This is a genomic window from Mesorhizobium sp. PAMC28654 (genome assembly GCF_020616515.1).
In the GTDB taxonomy this organism is placed as follows: Bacteria; Pseudomonadota; Alphaproteobacteria; order Rhizobiales; family Rhizobiaceae; genus Mesorhizobium.
On the sequence record NZ_CP085135.1, the window covers coordinates 6,246,469 to 6,271,166 of the forward strand.

Annotated in this window: 26 protein-coding genes; 11 read left to right on the top strand and 15 right to left on the bottom strand. The window is 62.2% G+C overall.

Translation table 11 applies throughout. The features are described 5' to 3' along the window. Positions 1 to 4: 4 nt before the first annotated feature. From LGH82_RS30895 to LGH82_RS30905, 3 genes are read left to right on the top strand one after another with little or no spacing between them, the layout of a single operon-like run. Positions 5 to 661 (top strand): amino acid ABC transporter permease, encoded by a 657-nt coding sequence (locus LGH82_RS30895; protein WP_227346308.1) that lies wholly within the window; start codon positions 5 to 7, stop codon positions 659 to 661. After that, positions 661 to 1,326 carry an amino acid ABC transporter permease gene (locus tag LGH82_RS30900; protein ID WP_227346309.1) on the top strand — a complete coding sequence of 222 codons (666 nt, stop codon included), beginning with the start codon at positions 661 to 663 and terminating at the stop codon, positions 1,324 to 1,326. Before LGH82_RS30895 ends, LGH82_RS30900 begins: the two co-directional genes overlap by 1 nt. A 4-nt stretch (positions 1,327 to 1,330) precedes the next feature. Continuing rightward, positions 1,331 to 2,440 carry a hypothetical protein gene (locus LGH82_RS30905; protein ID WP_227346310.1) on the top strand — a complete coding sequence of 370 codons (1,110 nt, stop codon included), beginning with the start codon at positions 1,331 to 1,333 and terminating at the stop codon, positions 2,438 to 2,440. On the opposite strand, the gene LGH82_RS30910 is transcribed toward LGH82_RS30905, so the two are convergent. The 5 genes from LGH82_RS30910 to LGH82_RS30930 form a co-directional block, all read right to left on the bottom strand. After that, positions 2,338 to 3,861 (bottom strand): pyridoxal phosphate-dependent decarboxylase family protein, encoded by a 1,524-nt coding sequence (locus LGH82_RS30910; RefSeq protein ID WP_227346311.1) that lies wholly within the window; start codon positions 3,859 to 3,861, stop codon positions 2,338 to 2,340. The two genes, LGH82_RS30905 and LGH82_RS30910, sit on opposite strands and share 103 nt — an antisense overlap. Positions 3,862 to 3,975: 114 nt before the next feature. Next, positions 3,976 to 4,353: a hypothetical protein gene (locus LGH82_RS30915; protein WP_227346312.1), complete on the bottom strand. Its 378-nt coding sequence runs from the start codon at positions 4,351 to 4,353 to the stop codon at positions 3,976 to 3,978. Beyond that, entirely contained in the window at positions 4,304 to 5,518 is a 1,215-nt protein-coding gene (locus LGH82_RS30920; RefSeq protein WP_227346313.1) for a hypothetical protein, read from the bottom strand. Before LGH82_RS30920 ends, LGH82_RS30915 begins: the two co-directional genes overlap by 50 nt. Before the next feature lie 446 nt (positions 5,519 to 5,964). Further along, the gene (locus tag LGH82_RS30925) at positions 5,965 to 7,257 is read right to left on the bottom strand and encodes a tetratricopeptide repeat-containing protein (protein WP_227346314.1); all 1,293 of its coding nucleotides are present in this window, start codon (positions 7,255 to 7,257) and stop codon (positions 5,965 to 5,967) included. Positions 7,258 to 7,467: 210 nt separating this feature from the next. Continuing rightward, positions 7,468 to 8,097 carry a TetR/AcrR family transcriptional regulator gene (locus LGH82_RS30930; protein WP_227349736.1) on the bottom strand — a complete coding sequence of 210 codons (630 nt, stop codon included), beginning with the start codon at positions 8,095 to 8,097 and terminating at the stop codon, positions 7,468 to 7,470. A gap of 451 nt (positions 8,098 to 8,548) precedes the next feature. Between LGH82_RS30930 and LGH82_RS30935 the strand changes: the two genes are divergently transcribed. From LGH82_RS30935 to LGH82_RS30945, 3 genes are read left to right on the top strand one after another with little or no spacing between them, the layout of a single operon-like run. After that, complete coding sequence (locus LGH82_RS30935; RefSeq protein ID WP_227346315.1) at positions 8,549 to 9,061, top strand: (2Fe-2S)-binding protein; 513 nt, start codon at positions 8,549 to 8,551, stop codon at positions 9,059 to 9,061. Continuing rightward, positions 9,058 to 10,116 carry an FAD binding domain-containing protein gene (locus LGH82_RS30940; RefSeq protein ID WP_227346316.1) on the top strand — a complete coding sequence of 353 codons (1,059 nt, stop codon included), beginning with the start codon at positions 9,058 to 9,060 and terminating at the stop codon, positions 10,114 to 10,116. Before LGH82_RS30935 ends, LGH82_RS30940 begins: the two co-directional genes overlap by 4 nt. Beyond that, on the top strand, positions 10,106 to 12,364 hold the full coding sequence (locus LGH82_RS30945; RefSeq protein ID WP_227346317.1) for a xanthine dehydrogenase family protein molybdopterin-binding subunit: 2,259 nt from the start codon (positions 10,106 to 10,108) through the stop codon (positions 12,362 to 12,364). Before LGH82_RS30940 ends, LGH82_RS30945 begins: the two co-directional genes overlap by 11 nt. Before the next feature lie 145 nt (positions 12,365 to 12,509). Here the strand turns inward: LGH82_RS30945 and LGH82_RS30950 are convergent, their stop codons facing one another. From LGH82_RS30950 to LGH82_RS30965, 4 genes are all read right to left on the bottom strand, one after another. Then, positions 12,510 to 12,740, bottom strand: a complete 231-nt coding sequence (locus tag LGH82_RS30950; protein WP_227346318.1) for a hypothetical protein — start codon at positions 12,738 to 12,740, stop codon at positions 12,510 to 12,512. 51 nt (positions 12,741 to 12,791) lie between these two features. Further along, a complete protein-coding gene (locus tag LGH82_RS30955; RefSeq protein ID WP_227346319.1) occupies positions 12,792 to 13,226 on the bottom strand; it encodes a hypothetical protein in 435 nt (144 codons plus the stop codon). A gap of 239 nt (positions 13,227 to 13,465) precedes the next feature. After that, positions 13,466 to 13,891, bottom strand: a complete 426-nt coding sequence (locus tag LGH82_RS30960; RefSeq protein ID WP_227346320.1) for a hypothetical protein — start codon at positions 13,889 to 13,891, stop codon at positions 13,466 to 13,468. A gap of 226 nt (positions 13,892 to 14,117) precedes the next feature. Further along, positions 14,118 to 14,420, bottom strand: coding sequence for a hypothetical protein (locus LGH82_RS30965; protein WP_227346321.1), 303 nt, complete (start codon positions 14,418 to 14,420; stop codon positions 14,118 to 14,120). 342 nt (positions 14,421 to 14,762) lie between these two features. On the opposite strand from LGH82_RS30965, the gene LGH82_RS30970 reads away from it, so the two are divergent. After that, the gene (locus LGH82_RS30970) at positions 14,763 to 15,614 is read left to right on the top strand and encodes a slipin family protein (protein ID WP_227346322.1); all 852 of its coding nucleotides are present in this window, start codon (positions 14,763 to 14,765) and stop codon (positions 15,612 to 15,614) included. 21 nt (positions 15,615 to 15,635) lie between these two features. Here the strand turns inward: LGH82_RS30970 and LGH82_RS30975 are convergent, their stop codons facing one another. Together LGH82_RS30975 and LGH82_RS30980 are read right to left on the bottom strand one after the other, a co-directional pair. Next, positions 15,636 to 16,712 (bottom strand): hypothetical protein, encoded by a 1,077-nt coding sequence (locus LGH82_RS30975; protein WP_227346323.1) that lies wholly within the window; start codon positions 16,710 to 16,712, stop codon positions 15,636 to 15,638. Next, positions 16,709 to 17,200, bottom strand: a complete 492-nt coding sequence (locus LGH82_RS30980; protein ID WP_227346324.1) for a hypothetical protein — start codon at positions 17,198 to 17,200, stop codon at positions 16,709 to 16,711. Before LGH82_RS30980 ends, LGH82_RS30975 begins: the two co-directional genes overlap by 4 nt. Before the next feature lie 201 nt (positions 17,201 to 17,401). Between LGH82_RS30980 and LGH82_RS30985 the strand changes: the two genes are divergently transcribed. Next, positions 17,402 to 18,493 carry a hypothetical protein gene (locus LGH82_RS30985; RefSeq protein ID WP_227346325.1) on the top strand — a complete coding sequence of 364 codons (1,092 nt, stop codon included), beginning with the start codon at positions 17,402 to 17,404 and terminating at the stop codon, positions 18,491 to 18,493. A gap of 19 nt (positions 18,494 to 18,512) precedes the next feature. Next, positions 18,513 to 19,805, top strand: coding sequence for a phage tail tip lysozyme (locus tag LGH82_RS30990; RefSeq protein ID WP_227346326.1), 1,293 nt, complete (start codon positions 18,513 to 18,515; stop codon positions 19,803 to 19,805). A 326-nt stretch (positions 19,806 to 20,131) separates the two neighbouring features. Here the strand turns inward: LGH82_RS30990 and LGH82_RS30995 are convergent, their stop codons facing one another. Beyond that, positions 20,132 to 21,022, bottom strand: a complete 891-nt coding sequence (locus LGH82_RS30995) for a LysR family transcriptional regulator (protein ID WP_227346327.1) — start codon at positions 21,020 to 21,022, stop codon at positions 20,132 to 20,134. A gap of 101 nt (positions 21,023 to 21,123) precedes the next feature. Here LGH82_RS30995 and LGH82_RS31000 point away from each other — a divergent pair, with 101 nt between their 5' ends. Then, positions 21,124 to 21,918: an SDR family NAD(P)-dependent oxidoreductase gene (locus LGH82_RS31000; RefSeq protein ID WP_227346328.1), complete on the top strand. Its 795-nt coding sequence runs from the start codon at positions 21,124 to 21,126 to the stop codon at positions 21,916 to 21,918. A 141-nt stretch (positions 21,919 to 22,059) separates the two neighbouring features. Then, positions 22,060 to 22,662, top strand: coding sequence for an NADPH-dependent F420 reductase (locus LGH82_RS31005; protein WP_227346329.1), 603 nt, complete (start codon positions 22,060 to 22,062; stop codon positions 22,660 to 22,662). Between the two features lie 34 nt (positions 22,663 to 22,696). Here the strand turns inward: LGH82_RS31005 and LGH82_RS31010 are convergent, their stop codons facing one another. The 3 genes from LGH82_RS31010 to LGH82_RS31020 all read right to left on the bottom strand — a co-directional run bounded on the left by LGH82_RS31010 (position 22,697) and on the right by LGH82_RS31020 (position 24,681). Beyond that, entirely contained in the window at positions 22,697 to 22,888 is a 192-nt protein-coding gene (locus LGH82_RS31010) for a YodC family protein (RefSeq protein ID WP_227346330.1), read from the bottom strand. Between the two features lie 306 nt (positions 22,889 to 23,194). Beyond that, positions 23,195 to 23,572: a DUF4189 domain-containing protein gene (locus tag LGH82_RS31015; RefSeq protein WP_227346331.1), complete on the bottom strand. Its 378-nt coding sequence runs from the start codon at positions 23,570 to 23,572 to the stop codon at positions 23,195 to 23,197. A 113-nt stretch (positions 23,573 to 23,685) separates the two neighbouring features. Next, the gene (locus tag LGH82_RS31020) at positions 23,686 to 24,681 is read right to left on the bottom strand and encodes an acetylserotonin O-methyltransferase (protein WP_227346332.1); all 996 of its coding nucleotides are present in this window, start codon (positions 24,679 to 24,681) and stop codon (positions 23,686 to 23,688) included. Positions 24,682 to 24,698: the final 17 nt, after the last annotated feature.

Below are 24,698 nucleotides of genomic sequence, written 5' to 3' on the forward strand. Positions count from 1 at the left end.
CTCGATGATCGAGAGCATCGTTCCGTTCATACCGGCCCTGTTCAAAGGCCTGATGCTGACCCTGTTCTACTTCGTGCTGGGCACGGCGGGGTCGATGCTTCTGGGGCTGCCCGTGGCGCTCGGCCTGGGCAGCCCTTCGCGAACGGTCCGTTTTCCGACGATCGCCTATGTAGAGTTCTTCAGGAATACCCCGTTGCTGGTTCAACTGTTCTGGATCCACTTCGCGCTTCCGGCGATCACCGGCATCAACACGACGGCGGAGCAAACCGCCGGCCTCGCGATTGTCGTGGTGATGACGGCCTACATGGCGGAAGTCTACCGCGCCGGTTTCAACGCCGTGGGGCAGGGGCAGCTTGAAGCGGCGCAGGCGCTTGGCCTGAAGCCGTGGCAAAGATGGTTCCTGATCGTCATCCCGCAGGCGTTCCAGATCGCCTTGCCGGCCATCGGCAACACGCTGGTCAGCCTGCTCAAGGCGACGGCCATCCTTTCGATCCTCTCGGTGCCCGAACTCTTGCGCACGACCAGCCGCATTAGCGACTATACCGCCAATCCAATCCTCTTCTATTCCGTGACGGCCATCATCTACATCGCATCCGGCCTGTTGCTGGCCTACTCACTTCGCCGGCTGGAAGTCAGGCTGAACAGGTGGAGGGCCCACTGATGTTCGACTACCACCTCCTCATCCAGAGCGCTCCGGGGCTGCTGCAAGGTCTCGGTGTCACGATGGTGGTGACGTTCGCGTCCTTCGTCGTCGCGTCGTGTCTTGGCCTGCTGCTGGGTGCAGCGTCACTGTCGCCGCGATGGCAGATCGCCAGGAGCGCTGGCGCATTCGTCCAGATCGCCCGAGCAACGCCGGAGATCATCGCGATTTTCTGGGCGTATTACTGCCTTCCGATCCTGCTTGGCGCCAATCTGTCGGGCCTCGCCTGCGGTGTCCTGGCACTTGGGCTAATCGGTGGCGGATACATGGCCGAGATCGTCCGCGGCGGGATACTGGCGATAGGCCGGGGCCAGTGGGAGGCCGCCGCTTCATTGGGGTTGCCGCGCCTCATCGTATGGTCCCACATCATCGCACCGCAGGCCGCCAGGAAGATGCTGCCGGCCGTGGTCAACTATTTCACTGACCTGCTGAAGGCGACGACGCTGCTCGCCGGGGTCGGCGTCAGCGAGGTTGCCTATGTCGCCTACATGAGCGGCTCGGCATCGTTCCGCTATCTCGAGCCTTTGACGGGCGTGGCGATCCTTTTCTTCCTGCTCATTTTTCCCCTCAGCGTGCTTGCCCGCCGTCTCAGCGCGGTAGGCAGCGGCCACTCGAAAAGCCTGTAATTCCATGCAACATCAGGATCTTACCTTCCTGCCTTTCGATGCCGTCTGGAAAATGCGGATCGAACATCCCTATTCGCTTCTCGTGAAGGACGGAAACCTCGTCTGGTCATGCGGCCAGTGCCCGCTGGACGGCGCCGGAGAAGTGCTCGCGCCCGGCGACCTGCTGTCCCAGGCCATGGCAGTTGCCGGCTTCATCCGCCAGTTCCTGGCCGAGATCGGCTGTGATGCATCCGCGGTCGGCCGGCTGGTCGTTTACTACGTCAAGACCAGCGATGGGGACGCCGCACTGCTCGGCGATCTGTTCAAGGCGCAGTTCGGTCGGGAGGTGCTCGTCGCCCCCATCGCCATCCCGTATTTTTACTATGCGGGAATGCTGATCGAGGTCGATGTATTCGGCTCTGTCTCGCCAAAGCGGCATCGCGCGTTCGCTGACGATGTCACCGGAGCAAGGCTCGATGTCGTCGACACGGACAGCCTCTCCTGGGTGAACTTCGGCATCCCCCGACTGCCGGGCGACGATGCTACCCTCGCGAGCATCCTGCGGCGGTTGATGGAGGAGGCTGGACTGTCGCCCGACAGACTGCTGAGCGGACAATGGTTCGTGGGCAGCGAGAAAGCCTCGCAGCAGGTGAATTCCACCCGCGAGAGGCTGGCTCTGGACAGTTGCGGCGTCGTCGACGTCGACCGCGACGGTCTCGAAGCCATGGCGGAACTGACGTTCTCGAAAGCGGCGGTAAGCCATCAATCATTCGACGGGACCGATCGGCGAGAATGGCCCGAAGGTGTCGAGATCACCTTGCGCAAGTCCGGCGATCAATTCCACATTGGCGGTTGCGATCCGACAGGCGCGCATGGGCTTGTCGGGCAGGCCCAGCGGATCATGCGCGCACTGGAGCAGGTGCTCCGGCAATCCGGGTTGGATTTTTCCAACGTGCGCAAAGCGACCACATACTATGTGTCCGGCAGCTCCGCCGAGGCGCTGCACGACAACATGGCGGTGAGAAATCGCTATTACTCGAAGCCCGGCCCGGCATCGACCGGCCTGCCGGTAAAGGGCTTTGCGCAATCCAAGGCGCTGATATCGGTGAAGCTGGTCGGCACGATCGGACGGTAAGCCGAGCGCATGTCCGCATCCGGCGCCAAAGGCATCGGCATGCTTATCCCGTGCCCGCGGAGGCTAGCTGCCAACACCACGATCGGCGAGGGTGCTGGTGAGATGTCCATGAACCCGTCGATGTCAGTCACGGTCGTGCGATGGTTGACGATGGCGCAGCGCACCACCAATTCGCCGTTGATTGTGGTCCATGACGGCGCGGCCAGGCCGGATTCCTGCAGGTCCAGCACCAGGGTCCGGACAAACTCGTCGCTACCCCCACGAATGCCGAAACAGACGATGTTGAGGGCGACCGGCGCCTTCAGCTCGAATGCGGGGTGGCGCTCCAGACGTTGGGCGAGATAGCGCGCGAGCATGCAGGTGTGTGCGATCGACTGTCCGATGCGGTCGGCTCCAAGCGACTCGATCGTCATCCATGTCTTCAACGCCCGGAAGCCGCGCGACAGGTCCGGGCCCAGGTCGCAAGGCCAGGTTTCGCCGGCGGCGAGCCCGCGATCGGCGCGCTGCAGATAGGCGGCGGGCTGCGCGAATGTACGCTTCTGGGCATCGCCGTCCCGTACCAGCAGGAATCCGGCGTCGTAGGGAACCTGGCCCCATTTGTGAAAGTCGAGCGCCACCGACGCCGACCGTTCAATGCCCTTGAACAGGTCGCGCAGGGAATCGGACAACATGGCCAGCGCACCGATTGCGCCATCGACATGGAACCAGAGATTTTCCCGGGACGCGATATCAGCGATATCGCCAAGCGGATCGATGGCCCCGGTGTTGACCGTGCCCGCGGTTCCGACGACGAGAAACGGCAGGAATCCCTTGGCGCGGTCTTCTCCGATGATCGTGCGCAACGCGTCGGGCAGCATCCTTCCGGCGGCGTCGACCTCGACCATCCGCAAGTTCGCCGATCCGATGCCGGATAGCTGCATCGCCTGGGCGATGCATGAATGGGCCTGGGCGGACGTATAGGCGACAAGCTGGCGTTCGCTGCGCAGGCCCGTCTCCCGGACGGTTTGGCCCAGCACTTCGGTCCTGGCGATCGTGAGCGCGACGAAGTTCGCCATTGAAGAGCCGGTGAGGAACAGGCCGCTCGCCCCATCCGGGTAGCCGAGAGCCTCGCTCATCCAGCGCACGATCTGCTGTTCGACGACGAGGCCGGCATGGTCGCGGCCGCCACAGTTCATGTTCAGGCCGCTCGCCACGATTTCCGCCACCATTCCGACCGGCGTGCCCGCGCCATGCACCCAGCCCAGGAACAGCGGATGCAGATTGCCGGTCGCGAACGGCATGATGTGCGTGCGCACGTCATCCAGGACATCGCCCAATTCGCGAGACCCGTTCGGCAGCGGGCGGGTAAACCGCCGGCGGGTTTCATCCGCCGGCGCCTGCCATACCGGCCGCTGCCTGACCGTTTCGATGTGGGTGATCATGTCGTCGAGCAGGCCATGGGCGGTCTGGCGAAACTGATCCCAGTCCGCAGGATCGAGGCTGGGCTCGTCCGCACCGCTTGCCCCGGCAAATGTCCCGTCGGCGGAAGCTGACAATCAGGCACCTCTGAGGTGCTGAAGGACCGCTGACAATCCGTCGAAGAAAACGTCGAGCCTGGCCTCGATCGGCGCCATGGCCTGAGGCAGGGACTGGCCTTCTGCCATGCCCGCCGAGACAGCGGCCACGTCGGTCGCGGAGCCGGCGACACGCAGGACCGCTCGCGATCCCAGGCGCACGGGCTGCCCGATATGACGGATCGGCCCCTGGCCCAGAGTGCGCATCAACAGCTGAATAGCCTGGGATTCCTCGAACGAGGCAAAGGAGCCTGAGGCATTCGTGATCGTCAACGGCACGATTGCACGCGAGCCGAGGTGGTCGCCATCGTCATGCGGATGAAGCGAGACACCCTCCATGCCGTCGATGCGAGAACGCACCAGGCGGACAAATTGCTCCTTGACGAGGCTTTGCCGCGCTTCGGCTATTTCCGCATAGCGCTCGAGATTGGCCAGGGCGGCAACCCAGCGCAGACCCAGTCCCAGGTTCAATTCCGACTTGAACGCGAAGGCTGTCCGCTGGCGAAGGGCGGCCGGCCAGTCCTGGGCCGCGGTGTATTCGGCAAGGCCCGCTGGAATGTCGGTCCTCGTCAAACGCTAGGGCCAATGCGGACGGGATGAGAAGCGCGCCCGAAAAAGGCGGGCCGGCGATGAATTTCGATCCGGTCAACGCCACCACGAAGCCATCGGCGAGATCCTGCCTCAGGCTGGAAATGGAGCCCCGGAACTGGCAGGCATCGACGATGATGTGCACCCGTCCGGGGGCAAGCGCGGCAACATGGCGCGCGGCCTGCCGTGTTACGGCCGGCAGGCCGGTTTTCGACGTATCGAGCACATGAACCAGCACATCTCGATCGCGCCTCAGTTCCAGCTCGACGGTTGCGATGACATCGGCATCGATTTCATGCTGATGCCGGGGTTCGCCGGTTTCGTTGCGGATGGCAATCGTGCGCACCTCGATGCGGCCGGGCGGTAGGCCCTCCAGCGGCGCTCCGGCCTCCACGGTGCCGCCGAGCGCGGTCAGATCGGAATAGTGACATCCGGCGGCGGCGCGTGGAACGCCATTTCCTGTTTCGTCCGGCGCCACGAGCACATTGGTCAAAGGGCGCTTCGAAAGTCCGGCAAACAGGCACAGCGCGATGAGTTCCGCATCCGTGCCCGAGGCGGCGAGGACGACCTCGGCACCGACGCAGCCAAGGTTGCGCGGAATCGCGTCACGAATGTCGGCGAACCATTGATCGTAGGCGACAGGCGAGGGCGATTCCAGATCGATGAGGCGCCGCAACGCCACGCCCGCCGCCAGGAAACCTTCGGCGGAAACGTTGCTTGCCGTTGTCGACGAGAATGAAATCTCGTCGTCGGCCGGCACCGCCAGCGTTCCATAGCGATTGCGCCGGGTGATCGCGTCCGGCCAGATGCGCCTGTCGCCGCCCGTTCCGAGCAGCAATGAAATGGAGGCTGGCGCGTGCGAGAGCTGCTCGGTCTCGCCGGTTTGCGAGAACCGTGTGTTCAGGGCCCGCAGGTTCGCACGCTGAATCGCGGGCATGATTTTCTCCGTGTTCAGGGCGAGGTGGTTGCGGTCAGAGCGGCTCATTGGCCGTCACGGCACCGGCCAGGGCGGAAATCTCGTCGTGACGGATCAGCGGTTCGAGATCGCTCGCCCGCTGCGTGAATTCCAGCCCGCATCGGTCGACATAGGAACGATCGACGCGCTCACAGCAACCTGGATCGATGATCTTCTCGCCATCCCAGAAAATGGCGTGGCCGGTGTCGGGAACGGTCGGCGAAACCACGCCGATGATCGCGGGCCTGGCCCACAGCATGTAGATGCCGCTCAGGAGAACGACGCCGCATTTGTTGGCAACGTTGCGCATGATGGAATGGCTCATCGGGCCGCCCCGCGGATACGCCGGATCGCAGCTCCCGGCGATCTCCTCGGTCTCCTCGTAGGTTCGGCCCGTGAACATCGCCAGGGCGCAAACCAGGCAGTCGTCATCCGTCTTCTGATAGACGGCGGGTTTGCCCGTATGGGCGCATTTGACCGCCGGCGTGGACGCCATCCGCGCCACGCGCTGTGCCAGCGCATCCTCGAAGGCGGCGAAGAGCTTGCGCATGGCGCTCTTCTTGTAGTGAAACATGCTCTGCCAATCCATCGAATGGACGATCATGGCGACATCCGCCTCGAACAGGAGCAGGCGGCCGTCGGCAAGCTCGGCGCAATCGATGGCGAAATAGTCTAGCCCGAGACGCCGATGCAACGCATCGAAGGAACGCGCGTGGCGAACCGAAAAATCGCTGTCGAAGCTGGCCATCCATGACGCCTCTTCGCCACGCCTGTCTTCGTGCTCGGTCATGCCGGCGTTCAGATAGTGCACCATCCAATGGCTGGAGACCGAGGTGACTGGCGTAGGCGCGACCATTGATGAACGCGATGCGTTGCTTGCGGAATTTGCCGTCTGGCCCGCTGTAATCAATGAAGGGCGTAACGAAGAATTCGGCCTCGGCTTGGGAGTCCAGGTAGGTCGAAAGTTCCAATGGGGTGGAAATCTTCTCCATACCCTTGCCGGCATGCGTGCCCACCGGGCGGACAATCACAGGGTAGGAACCGGCGCCAAGGATCGAGGCGACTTCGATCTGCCCGCAAGCCAGTTGCCCGATCGCGTCCCGGGAAACGCGCGCGGCGGCGGGCGCGAGTATCGAGGGTTCGTCCTTGAGCGTTTCGGCGACACCATCCCTGGAGAGATCCATGATGCGACGCGGCGCGTTGTTCAGTATGGGGCCGGGCCAACCACGCAGCAAACGGTCGAGGGTCTCCAGCACCGGGAGATTTGCCGCCGACTCGCCGACAGCCACGAACGCGACATCATGCTCGGGAACATCGTTCAAGTCCGCGGTGTCGGCATCGACATAGTGGAGCAGGATGTTGGCGTCGGATTCCTCAAGCAGGAATTCGATCGGCGTGTTGGCCATGAAGTCGCCGGCGGTGACGAAGACAAGGACGTTCGGGCCTGTGCCGCGTCCGTTGGCTATCCGATATTTCCGGCTGATCTCGAGCGCGGCCTTCTGGCTGAGCACCGCCTTGTCTTCCTCGCCGATCGCGTGCAGCAGGATCGACACATCCAGGAACGCCGCGGCATCGGTGGGATCGGCCGAAACGCGGCCAAACAACTCGTCCCATATCGGGGAGATATCCCGCCCTTCAAAGACGGCTCGTACTATGGGTGCCTTGCCCTTGATGAGGTTCGGGTCTTCGAATGTCTCGATCCGGGCTGCCGCGTTTTTCAAGCTCTCAAGCCTTCCGTCACGCGGTGGTTACGGCCGGTTCAGCCTCCACGCCGCCTCGCGCACGATGTGCGGTTCCACCATCGCTGTCGGCGCTTGTGCGAGCCTTGCGGGTGTCCTGTTGCGTTGGCCGGAATAATTCATGCCTGGCGGAGTGCTGGCGCGGATCGGCTGTCGTGCGGTTTGGCTGATGGAGGCGATACTCACTTGCCTTCACCCGCCATCCCTGGCCGACTTCTTCGCCCCGAACCTCAGCCCGTCCATCAGCAGCCCGACCAGCCGGCGGGAGCGGTCGCGCCAGTCCTTGGTGTCGGGGGCGGAATAGATGCCCCACAGTGCGTGCAGCACGTCGGAACTGTCGACGTCGCCGCGGATCGATCCGTCGGCGACAGCCGCGTCGACCAGGCCGCGCAACGCCAGCGACACGCGGCCGGACGTGTCCGAGAACAGCGTGGAGTTGGTGGTGATCAGGATGCGCAGGCTGGTCGACAGCCCGCGCTTGGTGGCGATGTAGTCGACGAAACGTTGCATCCACTGTTCCAGCGCCATGTCGGCCGGATGCTGGCGGGCCAGTTCGCCGGCGGCGGCGCACACTGCCTCCACCTCGCGCCGGTAAACCACCTCGACCAGATGCTCGCGCGTCGGGAAATGCCGGTAGAGCGTGCCGATGCCGACACCGGCGCGGCGGGCGATCTCCTCCAGCGAAGTATCGATGCCCTGTTCGGCGAAGGCCGCCGCCGCGACCTCGACCAGCCTGTCTCGGTTGCGCCGCGCATCGGCGCGCAGCGGCTTGTCGGCCACGACCTTTGCGCCGGGTGTGGCGGAGGGCATCTCGACGGGCATGGCGGATGGCTGCGCGGCCAATTTTTTCACTCCAACGCGAATTTTCGGCCCGACCCGCTTGAAACGGGAAGGGCGCGGTCTACCTATATGTAAGCGGAGGCTCCTCCGTTTACATGAGCAAGCCTCTCAACAATAGCGCGCCTTTCATCAATATAGTCAGGGGATCGAGTATGTCATGTCCTTCGAGCCTGCAAGTCGCCGAGAGCGCGATCTCCCTTCCTGAGGAGGAGATGTCGCCAAAGGCAACAGAGGGGGTCGGTTCGACCGAGGGCGGCCCCTTGGGACAGTATGAGGTTGGCGCTCCACGCGAGAGCACCCCCTCTGGCCTGCCGGCCATCTCCCCCTTGAGGGGGGAGATCACCCTCTCCGCCGTATACGCCGCCCTTGCCCGATCCTTCCCCGACACCAGTTCATTCCCCTCCCGCGTCAAGCAAACTGGAGCCAGACGCCCATGACCAATCTTCCTCTTTCTCTCACCATCAACGGACACCGCCACGATTTGGAGGTCGATCCGCGCGTAACCCTGCTCGACTTGCTTCGCGAGCGGCTTGAGCTCACCGGCACCAAGAAGGGCTGCGACCGTGGCCAGTGCGGCGCCTGCACTGTGCTTGTCGACGGCAAGCGCATCAATTCCTGCCTGGCGCTGGCGGTCAGCCATGACGGCGCCGATGTGCTGACCATCGAGGGCGTCGCCCATGGCCACGACCTGCATCCGGTGCAGGCCGCCTTCATCGCCCATGACGGGTTCCAGTGCGGGTTCTGCACGCCGGGGCAGATCATGAGCACGCTTGGCCTCATCGCAGAAGGGCAGGCCGGCGACGATCCCGAACGCATCCGCGAGGGCATGAGCGGCAATCTCTGCCGCTGCGCAGCCTATGGCGGCATCATCGAGGCCGTGCTGGAGGCGCGAGAGAACCTCGCCCGGAACAATTCAGAGAAGACCGAGCGGAGGACCGCGGCATGAGAGACTTCGATTATATCAGGCCAAGCACCATCTCCGACGCCATCGCGGCGGCGGCCGAGCCGGGTTCGGCCTATCTGGCCGGCGGCACCAACCTGCTCGATTTGATGAAGGGCGGCGTCGCCAGCCCGGAACGGATCGTCGACATTACCCGGCTGCCGGAGCTCAACCGCATCGAGCGGCTGGCCGATGGCGGCCTGCGCATCGGCGCGCTGGTCCGCAATGCCGATCTTGCCCATGACGAGGCCTTCGCCAAGGCCTATCCGGCGGTGGCGGAAGCGCTTTTGTCAGGCGCCTCGGCGCAGCTTCGCAATGCCGCCACTGTCGGCGGCAACCTTCTGCAGCGCACCCGCTGCAGTTATTTCTACGACACCGCCAGCGCCTGCAACAGGCGCGAGCCCGGTTCCGGCTGCGACGCGCTGGGCGGTGAGAACCGGCTGCACGCGGTGCTTGGCTGGAGCGAAGCCTGCATCGCCACCCATCCGTCGGATTTCTGCGTGCCGCTGGTGGCGCTCGACGCCGTGGTCGAGATCGAGGGCAGGGAAGGCCGGCGCCATGTGACGCTGGAGGAATTCCACCGGCTTCCCGGCGATGCGCCGCAGCGCGAGAATGCGCTGGAAGCCGGCGACCTCATCGTGGCGGTGCGCCTGCCGGCTGAGGCCGCTTCGTTCGCCGGCAATGCCCGCTATTTGAAAGTGCGCGAACGCACCTCCTATGCCTTCGCCGTCGTCTCGGCGGCTGCCGCCCTCATTGTCGACGGCGGCAAGATCCGCGCTGCCAGGCTCGCGCTAGGCGGCGTCGCTGCCAAGCCGTGGCGGGCACGTTCGGCGGAAGCCGTGTTGCTTGGCGCGGAGGCGAACGAGGCGACCTTCGCCAGCGCGGCGGACGCCGCATTGGCCGATGCCACCCCCTCCGGCGACAACGCGTTCAAGATCGAGCTTGCCCGCCGCATCGTGGTCAGGGCGCTGATGTCCGCCCAAGCGGGAACGCCCGCGCGGATGCCGGCCCTGCCAGCTTCTCCCTTTTTCTCCCTTCCCGGAGCGCGCCATGACGCTTGAACTCAGCCTGAACCAGCAACCCGCCCACACACGACAGGGCTCCAGCATCGGCCAGCCGCTGACCCGCCGTGATGGCTTTCTCAAGGTCACCGGTGCCGCCCGCTACGCCGCCGACAACCATCCGCCCGGCATGTTCTACGCGGTGCTGGCCGTCAGCAGCATAGCGCGGGGCCGCGTCGTCTCGCTGGATGTCGAGGCGGCCAAGGCGCACAAGGGCGTGGTCGAGGTAATGACGCCGCAAAACCGGCCGGCGCTCGCCGTCGATCCCGATGCCAAGGACCATCCGTTCATGTTCCGGATGGACCTCCTGCAGAACGACGGGGTCCGCTATCCCAACCAGTCGATTGCCGTGGTGATCGCCGAGACGCTGGAGGCGGCGACCGAAGGCGCGGTGCTGCTGTCGCCGCGCTATGAGGTGCTGCCGGCGCGCGTCGGTCTCGACGGCGCCGAGAGTTTCGTGCCTGGCGGTGTCGGCGTCGGCAACCCGGCGGTGCACCACAAGGGCGATGTCGAGGCCGGACTGAAATCGGCGGCGACGCGCATCGAAGCGACCTACGAAACGCCGGCCCAGTATCACAACGCGATGGAGCCGCACGCGATCGTCGCCGCCTGGGACGGCAACAGGCTGTCGATCGACACGCCCAGCCAGGGCCTTGCCATGGCTCAGGGCCGCATCGCCGGCCTGTTTGGCATCGCGCCGGAAAACATCCATATTCGCAGCCCCTTCCTGGGTGGCGGTTTTGGCTCCAAGGGCATGATTTCCGGGCCGCAGGTGCTGGGCATATTGGCGGCGCGTCTCGTCGGCCGTCCGGTCAAGCTGGTGCTGCGGCGCGAGCAGATGTACGGACCTGTCGGCCATCGCGCGCCGACCCGCCAGACCTTGCGCATGGGCATGGACGGCGAGGGGCGGCTGACGGCGATCGACCATCACGCCAAGACCGCGTCGAGCACTTTCGACGATTTCTTCGAGCCGGCGGCGGATGCCTCGCACACGCTCTATGCCAGCCCGGCGATCACCACCTCGCACGAGGCGGTGCGTCTCGACACCGGCACGCCGCTGTTCATGCGCGCGCCCGGCGAAGCCGCCGGGTCGATCGCGCTGGAGAGCGCCATCGACGAGGCGGCGGAAGCCTGCGGCATGGACCCGCTGGAGTTCCGGCTGCGCAACTATGCCGAGGTCGAGCCGATGACCGGCAAGCCATTCTCCTCCAAGGCGCTGCGCGAATGCTATGCGCGGGGCGCGGTGCATTTCGGCTGGATGGGCCGGCCGCTCGAGCCGCGCCGGATGCGCGACAAGGATGGTTTCCTCACCGGCTGGGGCATGGGCACGGCGACATTCCCGGCGCTCATGTTCCAGGCCGAGGCGCGCGCGGTGCTGCGGGCCGATGGCAGCGGCCTGATGGAAACCGGCGCGCAGGACATGGGGCAGGGCGCCTGGACCGCCTTCGCCCAGATCGCCGCCGACGGGCTGGGGCTCGACATCGACGACGTCGATTTCAGGGCTGGCAGTTCCGACCTGCCCAATGCCGGCATTGCTGGCGGCTCGGGCCACACGGCGACGGCCGGCATGGCGATCCACAATGCGGGTGCCGCCGTCATCGCCAAGCTCGCCGATCTCGCCACCGGCAACGAGGCCTCGCCGCTGTTCGGCGCTGGCAATGAGGGTGTCTTGGCGCGCAATGGCCGGCTCTATCGACGTGACGATGAAAGCCGTAGCGAAAGCTATGGCGAGATCCTCGCCCGCGCCGGTCTCAAGGAGATCGAGGGCCGTGGCAAGAGTGCCTCGGACCCGGCGGCGCAGGAGGTCTACGCCATGCACGCGCATGGCGCTGTCTTCGCCGAGGTCAAGGTCGATCCCGATTTCGGCCAGATCCGCGTCACCCGGCTGGTCGGTGCCTTCGCCGCCGGACGGATCGTCAATCCGCGCATGGTGCGCAGCCAGTATTTTGGCGGCATGATCTGGGGCGTCTCCTTCGCGCTGCTCGAAGAAGCCGTCACCGACCAGCGCACTGGCCGCATCCAGAACGCCAACCTTGCCGAATACCACGTGCCGGTGAATGCCGACGTGCCGTCGGTGGAGGCGCTGCTGATCGACGAGCACGACCCTTACGTCAACGCGCTGGGCATCAAGGGCGTCGGCGAGATCGGCATCACCGGCACCGCCGGCGCCATCGCCAACGCGGTCTGGCACGCGACTGGCGTGCGGCCGAGGCGCTTTCCGATCCGCATCGAGGATGTGATGGGGTGAGGGCGCTCAGCGAACGGAAAGCCTCGGCTTTCCGGGCGACGAACGCCCGAACGGCCGGTGCGCCGCGCCAGGTGCGCTCACTCACCTGGCAATGGTCAGAAAACCCGCCTTCCAAGGCGGGTTTTCTGTAGCGGCCAAATCGACATCACTGATGGTGCTCGTGCTTGGCTGGCTCATAGAGATAGATGATTTGAGGAGGGTTTCCGGGCACCGGAAGCTGCCAGGCCTTCGCCTTGAGCCTCCCGCCGTCGTTGCTCTCCTTGAGGTTGTGCTTCAGAGCCTTCTTGGCTGCGGCAACCGCGCTGGCGGCCTCGACCTCGATTGGCTCGCCCGATGCTCCCATGAGCGTCATTTCCTCCACGAACCACTTGGCCAAGTCAGGTCTCCAGTAAATTTGCGCGATGCTGTCCCAAGGAAGCAGGTAGCTTCAAGACGGCAGAGTCCAACTATACGCTGTTACCTGGCCAAAGTCGGTTGCACATCTGGGGCAGATCTTTGGTCTCCCTGGCCGATATGGCTCAACCAGTCGGAGGAGATGACCTTTCTGTTCACACACAGGACAAAAGGGAAGGCCAACGGGCCTATCTGAGTCCTCGGCTTTTTCGTAAGTGTAGCCGTTCAAGCGAATGGTGCGATCAGCGCGATATGCAAACAAGGCAGCCAGCCGCGCTATCTCTTGCTCCTTGGCTCTAATGACTTCGCCGGCGTCGATTACCCCTAACCTCGCGTCAGCCAGCGCCCCTGAAATGTCGGCGATCTTGAGCCTTAGTTCGGCCTTGTCGAATTGGCCGTCTATCTCGCGAAGATCCTTCACCACCCCAAGCGCCGCTGCCAGCGCTGATAGTGTGCCTGCAATATCCATTTCTCCCTCCGGCGTAAGGTGAGCAACAAACCACCAACCCTGCGGCAAGTCGAGTGGGGTACAAACCAGTGAACGCTAGGCAGCGTTCCAACCGCTACCCGCCCTGTGGTGCCGCCGAGGGCCTTCCTGGCTGCGGCAACCGCGCTGGCGGCTTCGACCTCGATCGGCTCGCCCGAGGCTCCCATAAGCGTCATTCCCTACGGGATCATCCGCATGGCAGGCAACCAGCCTGGTCGGGACTATTGTTCGTAAGTGTATGAGGCGCACATCTCGTCATCACTCGACGGTGCTTCATCGCCGGTGAAAACAGCGATAACCGAGCCGCTTTCTCCTGAAGCCCAGTTCGCTATGAATGTCACCGCGCCGGAACCGCAAAGGCGGTTGCCATTTTCGAGTTTGGGGTCGCGCGGCCGGCTGACGCGATAGACGGAGGCCGGAACATCCTCGCCGTCGACACTGAAATGGTCGTTGACGAGGCCCGAGAATTTGAGCGTTTCGCCGTTCGCGAATGTTATGCCGAAATCATCGAATTGAATGTCACCTGTCACGCCCATGGCCGTGCCGCTGACTGCCGTATAGGAATCCTCATCGGTGTAGGCCGAGGCAACGCCGATGGGCGCGACAGAGACAATGGCAGCCACCAGGCCACCGCGAACAAGTTTCATATTTCCCCCAAGCGCAAGACACTGGAATCGTGTCCGCGAAGCTCTAGAGCAGTTCATCGTTTCACGGAAACGCCGAACCGCTCCATCTCATTGTTTTGACGCAATTCCGGACGGAAAACCGTTTAACACTTTTCCTGGAATTGCTCGGGATGCGATTGATGGTCGAAACAGTGATTTCGGCATGCCGCGAGGGCGATGGGCTTGAGCGACTGCCGGCCAGTAAGCGTTACTGCCTTGCGCCCGAGAACGATGGCTTTACGAATTTGCCAGTCCCGTGGGTATCGCCACTCACAGCGACGGGCTGTGCGGCGCCTGGGGTGGCGGCGTTGCCGGAACCAATGCTGCTCAACGGTTCTGGAGCGGGTTTGCCTTCCTGTTCCTTGAAATAAAGGGAAGGATCGATGGTCTGATTTTCACTGTCTCCAAAAAAGACAAAAGACGGCCATTTGCCGTCGGCCTTCGATTGGGCACCGAACGCGGGAAAGCAGGCGCCGCAGAATGCCGCCAAGACAAGAAGGGATTTTCGCATTTTAGCTGTCGCTTTCATAATAGGGCGACTGATAGCAAGCATTGATCGCGGATGCGTTAAGCGGCACCCGAAGAATTTAACGATCACTCGGCCCAGCCCGAACCTCGCCGGGAGATTGGCCTACATCAACGCTTTCGCCCAATGAGCGCTGCCTTTGACCGCGAAGCTGCCCATCACCATATGATTCCTGCCTGATGACGATTGTCCTCCAAGAGGCGCAGTCATGATCGTTTCCATGGATTGCCGGCCAACGGTCCCCGCAAGGGGCCCGATTGACGCCCTTTGCGACACTTGCCGCGGCATTGCGCGACCCGATGAGGTCGCGCCAACGGAGTGACGATCATGAACCCCATCACCTTTTTCCTCACCACGGTCTTCGGCCTCTTGGGCATCGGTCTCGGCGCCACGACGAGCCCGTGGCTCGGCGCGCCCTTCATCATCATCGCGCTGCTCATCGCGGCAGCGCTGAAGATGGCCAACACCTGGCAGAAATTCGTCGTCCTGCGCGCCGGCAACCTGCAGGGCGTCAGGGGGCCCGGGCTGTTCCTGATCATTCCGGTCATCGACAATGTCGTGGCGGTGATCGACGAGCGCATCCAGACCATGGCCTTCAACGCCGAGCAGGCGCTGACCAAGGACACGGTCCCGGTCAATGTCGATGCGATCATCTTCTGGCATGTCCATGATGCCCGCCAGGCAGCGCTCGAGATCACCAATTATCGGGAAGCGATCGACCGGGTCGCCCAGACATCGCTGCGCGAGATGATCGGCTCGTCGATGCTGTCGTCGCTGTTGTCCGACCGCAAGGCGGCCGACGAGCATCTGCGCGATGTCATCGGCCTCAAGACCACCCAGTGGGGCGTCACGGTGATGTCGGTCGAGATCCGCGACGTGGCCATCCCCGTTGCATTACAGGATGCGATGTCGCGCCAGGCACAGGCCGAGCGGGAGAAGCAGGCGCGTGTCATCCTCGGTTCCGCCGAAGCGGAAGTCGCCGGCAAGTTCGTCGAGGCGGCCACCATCTATGCCGGCAATCCGGCGGCGCTGCAGCTGCGCGCCATGAACATCATCTACGAGACGACGAAGGAACGCGGCGCCACGATCCTCATCCCTACCGCCATGGTTGACAGCCTGAACCCGCCCGGCGCCCTAGTGCGCGCCGGTCAAGCGGCTGCGCTCAAGGGTGCGGCTTAAAGCGAGCCGGCAAGGCCCGGCCTATTGGGCGACCGCGACCTGCGGCCGCAATCTGTTGATCTGGGCGAGCAGTTCGGCACTGCGTGCATCTGCGTTGGCGCGGATGCCATCGTGAGACTGAAACGACATAAGTCTGGTCTGCATTGAATCATGTACCGCTTGGCTGGCGTCCAGTCGATCAGCCAGTCCGGCATCGGTTGGCGTCGCAGAGGCGAGAGAACGCGTCGTGCATAGCGTGACGTTGGTGTAGTTCTGCATCTCCCTCCTCATGTTCGCATCCGTCAGTGGCTTGGCTTCAGGCGACAGGTTGTCGATGAAGTCCGCCAGGATGTTGGCTCTCTGGCAGGAAACATCGAACGAGCTTTTCCTGGCGAGGCCGGCCGATATCTGGTCGACCATGGCTTGGAGCTTGCTCTGGGGCGCGGTATCGAACTGCGCCAGAAGGTCATTGTCATTCTGTAGCCTGACGGCATCCAGAACACGCCTGAATTGCGGCTGCTGGGGAGCGCTCCTGAGAAAGTCAGCCGCGCTATAGACGACATCGTCCGGCACCATGTACGCCCAGACTGCCAGATCCCTCGCGACGGTTACAAAACGTTCCGCGACTCTGAGGTCCGTCTCGTTTGCCTGTCCGTTTGCCAGCCTGTTGTTGGTGTAGATCCACGCCAACCGCGCTTGCTGGTAATAAAGTATCAGCCCATCCATCCGTCTCGGATAGGGAGTGCCGAGGAACCCAAGGACCATGACCGGATTCCAGTGCTCCTTGACGAGCGCGGCAGCGAGCAAGGGTTGCGGCTGAACAAAATCCCAGAAAAACGGGACTTCGACGCTCAGCTCGAACTTGGCGAAATCAGTGGGCGGATTGTTCACCGCGACGGTCACGACACCCGACAGTTTCGACGGATCGGGAAAGCTGAACAGTGTGACATCCCCGGTCTTTGTCCCGAGTTTGACTGCGTCATCGGCGGAAAGCTCGATGTTGGCATGTGCTGCCTCCGGGATGCCACTGGGCACAACCGGGATCGTGATTTTTCCAGCGTCCGCCGAGCCGGCGCCCAGAAGCAGTGAAATGAAACATGTTGAAAGCAGATACTTCATTTTTTCAACCCCAGTAGTTGGGTCAGGTAGATCAGTTGAAAGGAAATCATTCCGGCAAAGACCGCACGCAGCAGATCAGGGTTCTTGTCGTCATTGGTCACGTCATGGACGAATTTGGAAAGCGGTGAAGATACTATGATGTTTGAAATAGTCGCCAGGACAATTCCAATGATCAGGAGGATAATGCTGATCTTTCCCGTGATGTTCAGTATCGTGAGAACTTTCGGCGGGTTCTGCGTCGGGTCATATGCAAAGCAGACCGTCGAGACGATCAGCGGCAAAACCGCCAGTAAGGAAGAAATGAGTTGGGCACCGGAATTGGCAAGTGGCGAGGCCAGGGTGATGAAGTAGTAGTATTGCGTCTTCACGAAAAATGGACCTGGGTTGTCCGTCGTCGCCTGCACAACTAACGAGATCAAGAACAGCGCACAGGCGAGCGGCAAGAGCAAAAAAAGGGTCAGCTCTATAGCTTGAACGACCCTGCGCACGAATCTATCCGATACCAATCTATCCAATTGATTTTCCCCCATAATCTTTAGTCATATTTGACGATGATACTGATCTTTATGGCGCATAGTATGTGAGACAATTCGCTTAGGAAACAAGAATCTTTTAGGGTGGGCTTGTGTAGGGCGAATGAATTTGGTTTCATCTAAGTTATATAGAAGAACGCGAAAACGTTTTTTGATTTGGGGGCCGCCATGTACAAACATGTTTGGCGGGCATGTTTGCTTTTGCCGATTTTTGTCTTGCTGGCGGGCTGCATCGGCGGGCCTGAAAGCGTCGACAAATCCTTTACCGCAACAAGAGTGGTGTCGGAGTCGGCGAAGGTCAAAACCATTCTGAACGCGCTTGCCGTGGACGCCAATTATTCCGGTCGTTCCTATACGATGTACGACGTGACGCAGGCGGGCTTCAATTTCGTCGACACGCAATGCATGGCCTATCTTCAGGGCCTGGCCGACCTTGACAGCAATCGGCGGGCCTTGAAGCAGACGCTCGGCGGCTTCGGCCAGACTACCGGCGCCATACTGGGCGTGACCGGTGCCGGGGCACTGTCGATGGCCGTGGTGGCGCAGGCCTTTGGCCTGGCGCAAGGACTGACCGATGTCTACGCCGACAGGTTCCTGCATTCGATGCCGCCGGGCTCCACGGAACAGTTCGTGCGCAAGCTGATGGATGCCTACAGGAACGGGACGGCGGACAGGCGCTCGCTCATCGACTCGGGGCCGGCGGCGTATCATGAAATCCAGAGCTATCTCCGGCTCTGCATGCCCGTGGAGATCGAGGCCCGGATCGTCGATCACATCTCCGATTCATCCGCGATACCGGTCCCGGGCAACGGAGCCACGCAAGTGGTTGTCGGCAGCCCCGTAACCACCGAGCAGAAGGCCGTCCGGGACGCCGTCAGGCCAATCGAAAAGGCCACGGACAAGTTGCCGTCGGTGCGTCCCGTCCAAGCAGGTCTGCCCGGCGCGATAGGGACCGTGGAGAAGGGCATCGACCGATACCAGCTGAACGAAATCCAGGCGACGTTTTGCGTGTCCGAGAAAGGCACAGGCGTCTGGGATGGTGCGACTCGAAAGGCGATATTCGACATTCTGGGCGCGGATGGGCTGAGCCCGACCAAGGATGCGCCGGTAACAAAGGCGCAGTTCGCAGCGCTGCAGAAAACACTGCTTCTCAAGCTGAGGTGCACTTTCGACAAGGACCATCCGCCTCAGAATCCCGGCGGCGTGAATTACGCCACGGTCGCCCAACTGATTAAGCATCTCCACTAAATCATCCGTGGGAGGTAAGATGGCAGTGATGACCGTTACGCGCACCTTGCGCAAGGATGGAGAAGACACGGGGGACGGCTGGTTTCCCGGCGACACGACGGGGATCGACGCTCCTGTCGGGGCCCGTGTCGATGTCATCGGTGGCCCCAAGAACGGATTTCTTCAAGTACGGCTGTTCGGCGCTCCCGGCAATCCGGAGGGCTGGGTCAGCGTGCTCGCCGTAGATCAGACAAAGGACACTTTGGGTCCCCTAGACAAGCTGGCCTTCGCCAACATCTGTGCCTGGGATGCGATCATCGTCAGAACCAGCGCCCATTACATCATGGCGGTCGCCGAGCTTCGCACCGATATCGTTGACGGCGCCGTTGGCGCCACCACGAACTGGGGACCTTTCGCGCTTTCACCGGCGGAATGGGAGGCATTTCGCAGCAAGCCCGAACTCGAGCTGGATTTTACACCCGAAGACATCAAGGACTGGCTCGCGCAATGCATGGTGTTCGCCACCATGGCCAACGCCAGCCAGGCCCGGTTGGCCGCGCTGCTGTCCGACCAGCCGAACGCGACCGAACTCTATCTGGCTCAGTTGGTCGGCTCAAAGGCGGCATCCGTAGCGTCAGGCGCTCCAGGCCAGCAGATGGATACCATCCTTGCATCGGTGAGCGCGGCGGAACTTGCGGTCGAGGCGGTGGATCTGGCCTTGGCAAAGGCGCGAGAGCCCGATCTCCTTGGCGGCGGCAAGACGGCGCGCGAGGTGCTCGACGGGCTTGGCGCAAAAATTCAGAAGGCGCTTGATGACACCAAGCAATATATCGCCCAGGTCGGGGCCGAAATCATCGCGGCGCAATCGCGCCTGGTTTCTTCTGGTGACGTGAACCTGCAGATCAACTTCGACTCAGGTGCCATACCTTCCGATCGACGGCCGATGGCGGAACTCATTTCCAAGCGGTTTGGCGAAAAGAACTACGGATCCTTGCAGCAGATCGCTGCGATCGCCAACGCCATCGGGGAGTCAGGCCTTGTTGCCGGTGCCAAGGCTGGGGGAAGCGAAGAGAGCTACGGGCTTTTCCAGTTGAACCGCGTGGGCGGGGTTGGCGCCGGACACACCGTAGCGGAACTCAAAGACCCGGAAATGAATATCGCCATCATGCTCAACCACATCGCAACTGTGGAAAAGAGCGCCGACACGGACTTCCGGGCAGCCCAGGACATTCTGACGGCTGTATCGATCTTCGTTCGAAAGTTTGAAAGGCCGGCAAATCCTACCAAGGACATCGCCATCCGGACCGGTATCGCGCAGCGTCTTGTCGTCTGATCCATGCCGCCGGTTTTGGGTGGACGCATAGAGAAAGGACCATAAGCGCGTCGCATGAATCCGTTCAGACGCGACGTGCTTTGGCTGGAACAGGGACGAAAGATCGCCCTGGCATCGTCCTCGCGAGAGGCTTGGCGCCCGCTGGGCGTTTCTGACAGGCAGGAACGCAGCCGCGCTCTTCGGCGCGTCCGGTCAATCGGCGGACGCTATTGGGACTGCTCGACCAGCTTCAACTGGTCAAGCTTGAAGCCGACGTGCTGCGGGACCCAGACGTCGCCTTCGCGATTGAACCAATGGCACAGATACGAGCCCGACGCCGAGCCGTCTTAAATTCGCCGCGGAATGGCCTCCGCGAAGAAATCCGTCACTTGGCGGACGCGGGCCGGAACGAAACGGCGTTTCGGCCAGACGAGATTTATATCCCTGACATCGCTCATAAATTCATCGAGGATAGTAACGACATCTGGATGGCGGAGTTCATCAGTGAGGGAAACCTTGGCGAACAGGCCAATTCCAACACCGGCCAGAACCGCGGCCCGGATCGTTTCGACACTGTTAGACCAGAGGTTCCCCCGAACCGGCACGCTGAATCGGCCTTCTCGCCCCACGAACGGCCAATTCGCCGCCTCTGTTAGGCCGCCATACAAAAGGCAATTGTGCTCAACGAGCTCCGCAGGGGTCTTTGGGATCCCGTGGCGCTCGAAATAACGACCGGATCCGACGCATACGAGCGGGGTGATCGCCACGCGCCTGACAACCGCGTCGGGTTCATTGACGGGCCCCACGCGTATCGCCAGGTCGATCCGATCTTCCACCATATCTCGCATGGTGTCCGACAGAACGAGATCCACCTGAAGGCCAGGATTAAGTGACAACAGGTTGGGGATGAGCGGCAAAACATGAAGACGGCCGAAAGTACCAGATGCGGCGATCCTGATTAAACCCGAAACATTCAGCGTGCTGCTGGTCAGTTCGCTATCGGCGTCCTGCATCTCGTCAATAAGTGGCTTCGTGCGATCATAGTATCTCCGCCCCTGATCCGTCAGGGTCACCCGGCGTGTGCTTCGGTTGAACAGCATCACGCCCAAGCGTTTTTCCAACCCACCGATGGCTTTACTGATGGCGGACTGCGAGTCCCCGGTTGTGCGCGCCGCAGCGGAAAAACCGCCTGCTTCAACCACGGCTATGAAGGCGTTCAATTCGTTGAATCGATCCATCCTATTCCTCCTGGGAATTAATGTTATGGCAACTTAGGCCATTATCGTTGGTTCTGACATCACCCACATACAGATCTCTCAACAATTGAAGGAATGGTGTCATGAATATCGAACTTACTGGCCGCACGGCGGTCGTTACCGGTTCCACGGCAGGTATCGGCCGAGCCATTGCCGAAGGGCTGGCGGGCGCTGGCGCCGCGGTCGTCATCAACGGCCGCGGCCAGCAACGGGTCGATGCCGCGCTTCGCGAGTTGCGCGAGCTTTTCCCAAAAGGTGAATTCACCGGCGTCTCCGCCGATCTTGCGACCCCGGAAGGCGCGGCGGAGTTGTTCGCGCGGGCGCCGGATGCGGATATTCTCGTCAACAATGTGGGCACGGGACGCGCGAAGCCTTTCTTCGAAATTGGCGACAGCGAGTGGATCGATCTCTTCGAGCTGAACGTCATGAGCGGCATTCGCGCCTCCCGCCACTACGTGCCGAACATGACGAAGCGCGGTTGGGGGCGTGTCGTCTTCATCAGTAGCGAGTCCGCGCTCGCAATCCCCAAGGACATGATCGACTACGCCATGACCAAGACCGCTCAGCTCGCCATTGCGAGGGGCTTGGCCGAGGAGGTCGGCGGAACGGGCGTCACCGTCAATTCGGTCCTGCCTGGTCCGACGAATTCGGAGATCATGGGCGGTTGGATGAATGCCGCCGCAAAAGAGCAAGGCATTACGCAACAGGAAGCCGAGCAGCAGTTCTTGAAGACGATGCGCCCGACATCGCTCCTCAACCGCTTTGCGACAACCGAAGAAGTCGCAAACCTGGTCGTCTATGTCTGTTCAGAACAGGCGTCGGCGACGACAGGCACTTCCTTGCGTGTCGACGGTGGTGTCGTTCGGACTATTGCATAGGGCGCCGCTTTTCACTCGCTCAACGCGCCTCCGGGAAGGGCCAAAACATCGGTTCCCTCCGGAGGGCAAGCGACAGCCCAAGTCAAACGCGCCAGCATTCGGACGCGTATTTCCAATTCACACAGCGATCCGGAGGATCTCATGAGTTATGCGATTATAGGTTTTGGCGCCATCGGCCAGGCGCTTGCCCGGGCGTTCGCCCGTAAGAACATTCATGTATCCGTGGCGGCCCGGCGGCCGCCCGAAGCGATCGCCCCGCAAGCCAAGGCGATTGGGCCGACGGTCGCCACGAGCTCGCTGCAAGACGCGCTCAAGGCCCAGATCGTCATCTTGGCGGTACCCTTCGGGTTGCAAAATGAGCTCGCCAAGGCCGCGAACTGGCAAGGCAAGATCGTGATCGACGCCACCAATGCCTACGGTGTATCACCGGACGAGCTCGGCGGTCTTCCGTCTTCCGTCGTGAACGCCCAGGCTCTGGTCGGCTCGAGACTGGTGAAGGCCTTCAACCATTTGCCGGCGCGCACGCTAGCGCAGGACCCAGACGTCAAGGGCGGGCGGCGGGTCACTTTCCTGTCGAGCGACGACGACGGTGCGGCCACGCAAGTGGCGACCCTGGTTGAACAACTCGGCTTCGCGCCCGTCAATCTCGGCAAGCTCGAAGAGGGTGGTCTGCTCGTCCAGGCGCGCGAATCCACTTGGGCTCAGCTGATTTTCCAGGATTTGGTCAAGTTCAATCAGGCATGACGATCGCAATCACAGAGCCGAAAGCGGCGCGAATTCAGGTCGAAGATTGTTCGACCAGCTTCAACTGGTCGGGCTTGAAGCCGACATGCTGCGGGATCCAGACGTCGCCCTCGCGATTGAACCAGTGGCACAGATATGAGCCGGACGCCGAGCCGTCACTGACGGTCATGTCCGGGCCTCCGGACTTCAGCTTGACGACGTCGCCTGTCTTGAAAGTGCCGGCCATGATGGTTCCTCCCGACGGTTGACTACAACCGATGGTAATCCCCTATGGCGCTTGCAGACAAGAAGCATGTATGCGGCCAGTCGATATCATTCGTGAAGCCACAATCCGCACTGATCCGGCATTCGACTAGATTTGGACGCGTGTGGTTATTGCTTGCGTAATGTCGCAACTCTTCGCAACGACGATTATCCAATATTAGCTGTCGGTGGAATAACTCTAAAGCGCGTCGCGTTCGAACGGATTCATGCGACGCGCTTGATGCATGTCGTTATCCCAAAACCGGTCAGCACTTTTGGGCGGCATGCATCAGTTGCAGTCCGACGTCACGATCTTGCAGGCGTCGTCATTGCAGCCGGCCATGGCCTGGGTCTCGGCGGTTTTCTGGGTCGAGGACTTGCCCCAGCCGCCGCCCTTGCCGCTGGCCGCATAGGCGCCGCACTGCTGGTAGCTGACGACGGTCTTGCATTCGGCGCCACCGGCTTCCACGCAGAATTTCTGGGCATTGGCGATGGCTTCGTCCTCGCTACCGCCGCCGCCGACACCAAAATAGGGGTCGATTTCCGCCGTCTTGAAGTCGATGGATATGGCGCCCCAGGAATCGGCGCTCGCGGACACGGAGCCGAGCAACAGCCCGCCGAACGCCAGGAGGGTGAGGGCGGCCATCGTTCCGGGGCGGGTGAACATCTGTTTTGAGTCTCGCTTGCTTCAGAGGGTTTCGTTGCTCTGGCACGGCGGACAGAATCCCACAAGGCGCAACGGTGCAGCGACGGGCGCAGTCCGATCCGTTGCCTCGGGACTCAGGCGCGTGACGCTTCCAGAATGGAGATCGGCCCCTTGGTCTGGATAACCCGGTCAAGCCGCAGCCCTGCTACGGCGAACAGATCTGCATATTGCTCTTCCGACCGCTCGAGCCCTCCGGTGACGGCCAGCATGGTAACGTCGATCATCTTGATCTGATGCGGCTCGTTGCCCGGCGGCACAATCGTTTCAGCGAGCAGCACCTTGCCCGCCGGCGTCATCGCCTTGCGGCAGTTGCCAAGGATCGCGCCGGCGCGCTCGTCGTTCCAATCATGGATGACCTTCTTCAGGACATACACATCGGCGTTTGGCGGGACCGCTTCGAAGAAGTCGCCAGCGACCAGTTCGGTGCGCGGCAATGCGCCGCCGACCCCTGCCTTGGCCGAGGCGATGCCCGCCGGCAGGTCGAAGAGCACACCGGACAGATGCGGGTTGCGTTTGAGGATCGCCGAAAGGAGCTGGCCATGCCCGCCGCCAACGTCGACGACCCGCGAGAGAGGCTTGAAATCGTAGGCCTCAGCTACGGCGTCGTTGCTCCCCTGGCCAAGCGCGACCATGGCGCGCTGGAACAAGGCGGCCTGTTCGGCATGCTCGGCGAGCCAGTCAAACCTGCGCTTTCCGAAAACCTTGTCGAAGGCCGGCTTGCCGGTCCGAACCGAATGCATGAGCTGTTCGAAGGCGAGATATGGCTCACTGTTGATCATCCGCACGAAGTCGCCAGGGCCCGAGCGCAGATCGGTGCGCAAGACAGAGCCGACGTCGGTGAGTGCGAAACGGCGTGGCGACACTTCCTGGAATACGTTCTCGGCGGCCAGGAGTCGCATGATCCGATGAAGTGCGTCACCGTTCGTTCCTGTGGCGTCCGCAAGGTCGTCCACCGTCCGGTCGTGACCGGCGAGGAGATCTGGAATGCCAAGTTCAATGATGACCCGCAGGGCCTGCGAGATAGCAAAACCGAACCCAAGCCTCAAGACTTGTTGCGACGGATTTGACATGGGACCCCCTCGCCAAA

Excerpts from the sequence above, each read along its gene's own strand:
- LGH82_RS30895 (WP_227346308.1), top strand. The coding sequence starts at position 5 with ATGATCGAGAGCATCGTTCCGTTCATACCGGCCCTGTTCAAAGGCCTG.
- LGH82_RS30900 (WP_227346309.1), top strand. The coding sequence starts at position 661 with ATGTTCGACTACCACCTCCTCATCCAGAGCGCTCCGGGGCTGCTGCAA.
- LGH82_RS30905 (WP_227346310.1), top strand. The coding sequence starts at position 1,331 with ATGCAACATCAGGATCTTACCTTCCTGCCTTTCGATGCCGTCTGGAAA.
- LGH82_RS30910 (WP_227346311.1), bottom strand. The coding sequence starts at position 3,861 with ATGATCACCCACATCGAAACGGTCAGGCAGCGGCCGGTATGGCAGGCG.
- LGH82_RS30920 (WP_227346313.1), bottom strand. The coding sequence starts at position 5,518 with ATGCCCGCGATTCAGCGTGCGAACCTGCGGGCCCTGAACACACGGTTC.
- LGH82_RS30930 (WP_227349736.1), bottom strand. The coding sequence starts at position 8,097 with ATGCCCGTCGAGATGCCCTCCGCCACACCCGGCGCAAAGGTCGTGGCC.
- LGH82_RS30935 (WP_227346315.1), top strand. The coding sequence starts at position 8,549 with ATGACCAATCTTCCTCTTTCTCTCACCATCAACGGACACCGCCACGAT.
- LGH82_RS30940 (WP_227346316.1), top strand. The coding sequence starts at position 9,058 with ATGAGAGACTTCGATTATATCAGGCCAAGCACCATCTCCGACGCCATC.
- LGH82_RS30945 (WP_227346317.1), top strand. The coding sequence starts at position 10,106 with ATGACGCTTGAACTCAGCCTGAACCAGCAACCCGCCCACACACGACAG.
- LGH82_RS30955 (WP_227346319.1), bottom strand. The coding sequence starts at position 13,226 with ATGGATATTGCAGGCACACTATCAGCGCTGGCAGCGGCGCTTGGGGTG.
- LGH82_RS30960 (WP_227346320.1), bottom strand. The coding sequence starts at position 13,891 with ATGAAACTTGTTCGCGGTGGCCTGGTGGCTGCCATTGTCTCTGTCGCG.
- LGH82_RS30965 (WP_227346321.1), bottom strand. The coding sequence starts at position 14,420 with ATGCGAAAATCCCTTCTTGTCTTGGCGGCATTCTGCGGCGCCTGCTTT.
- LGH82_RS30970 (WP_227346322.1), top strand. The coding sequence starts at position 14,763 with ATGAACCCCATCACCTTTTTCCTCACCACGGTCTTCGGCCTCTTGGGC.
- LGH82_RS30975 (WP_227346323.1), bottom strand. The coding sequence starts at position 16,712 with ATGAAGTATCTGCTTTCAACATGTTTCATTTCACTGCTTCTGGGCGCC.
- LGH82_RS30990 (WP_227346326.1), top strand. The coding sequence starts at position 18,513 with ATGGCAGTGATGACCGTTACGCGCACCTTGCGCAAGGATGGAGAAGAC.
- LGH82_RS30995 (WP_227346327.1), bottom strand. The coding sequence starts at position 21,022 with ATGGATCGATTCAACGAATTGAACGCCTTCATAGCCGTGGTTGAAGCA.
- LGH82_RS31000 (WP_227346328.1), top strand. The coding sequence starts at position 21,124 with ATGAATATCGAACTTACTGGCCGCACGGCGGTCGTTACCGGTTCCACG.
- LGH82_RS31005 (WP_227346329.1), top strand. The coding sequence starts at position 22,060 with ATGAGTTATGCGATTATAGGTTTTGGCGCCATCGGCCAGGCGCTTGCC.
- LGH82_RS31010 (WP_227346330.1), bottom strand. The coding sequence starts at position 22,888 with ATGGCCGGCACTTTCAAGACAGGCGACGTCGTCAAGCTGAAGTCCGGA.
- LGH82_RS31015 (WP_227346331.1), bottom strand. The coding sequence starts at position 23,572 with ATGTTCACCCGCCCCGGAACGATGGCCGCCCTCACCCTCCTGGCGTTC.
- LGH82_RS31020 (WP_227346332.1), bottom strand. The coding sequence starts at position 24,681 with ATGTCAAATCCGTCGCAACAAGTCTTGAGGCTTGGGTTCGGTTTTGCT.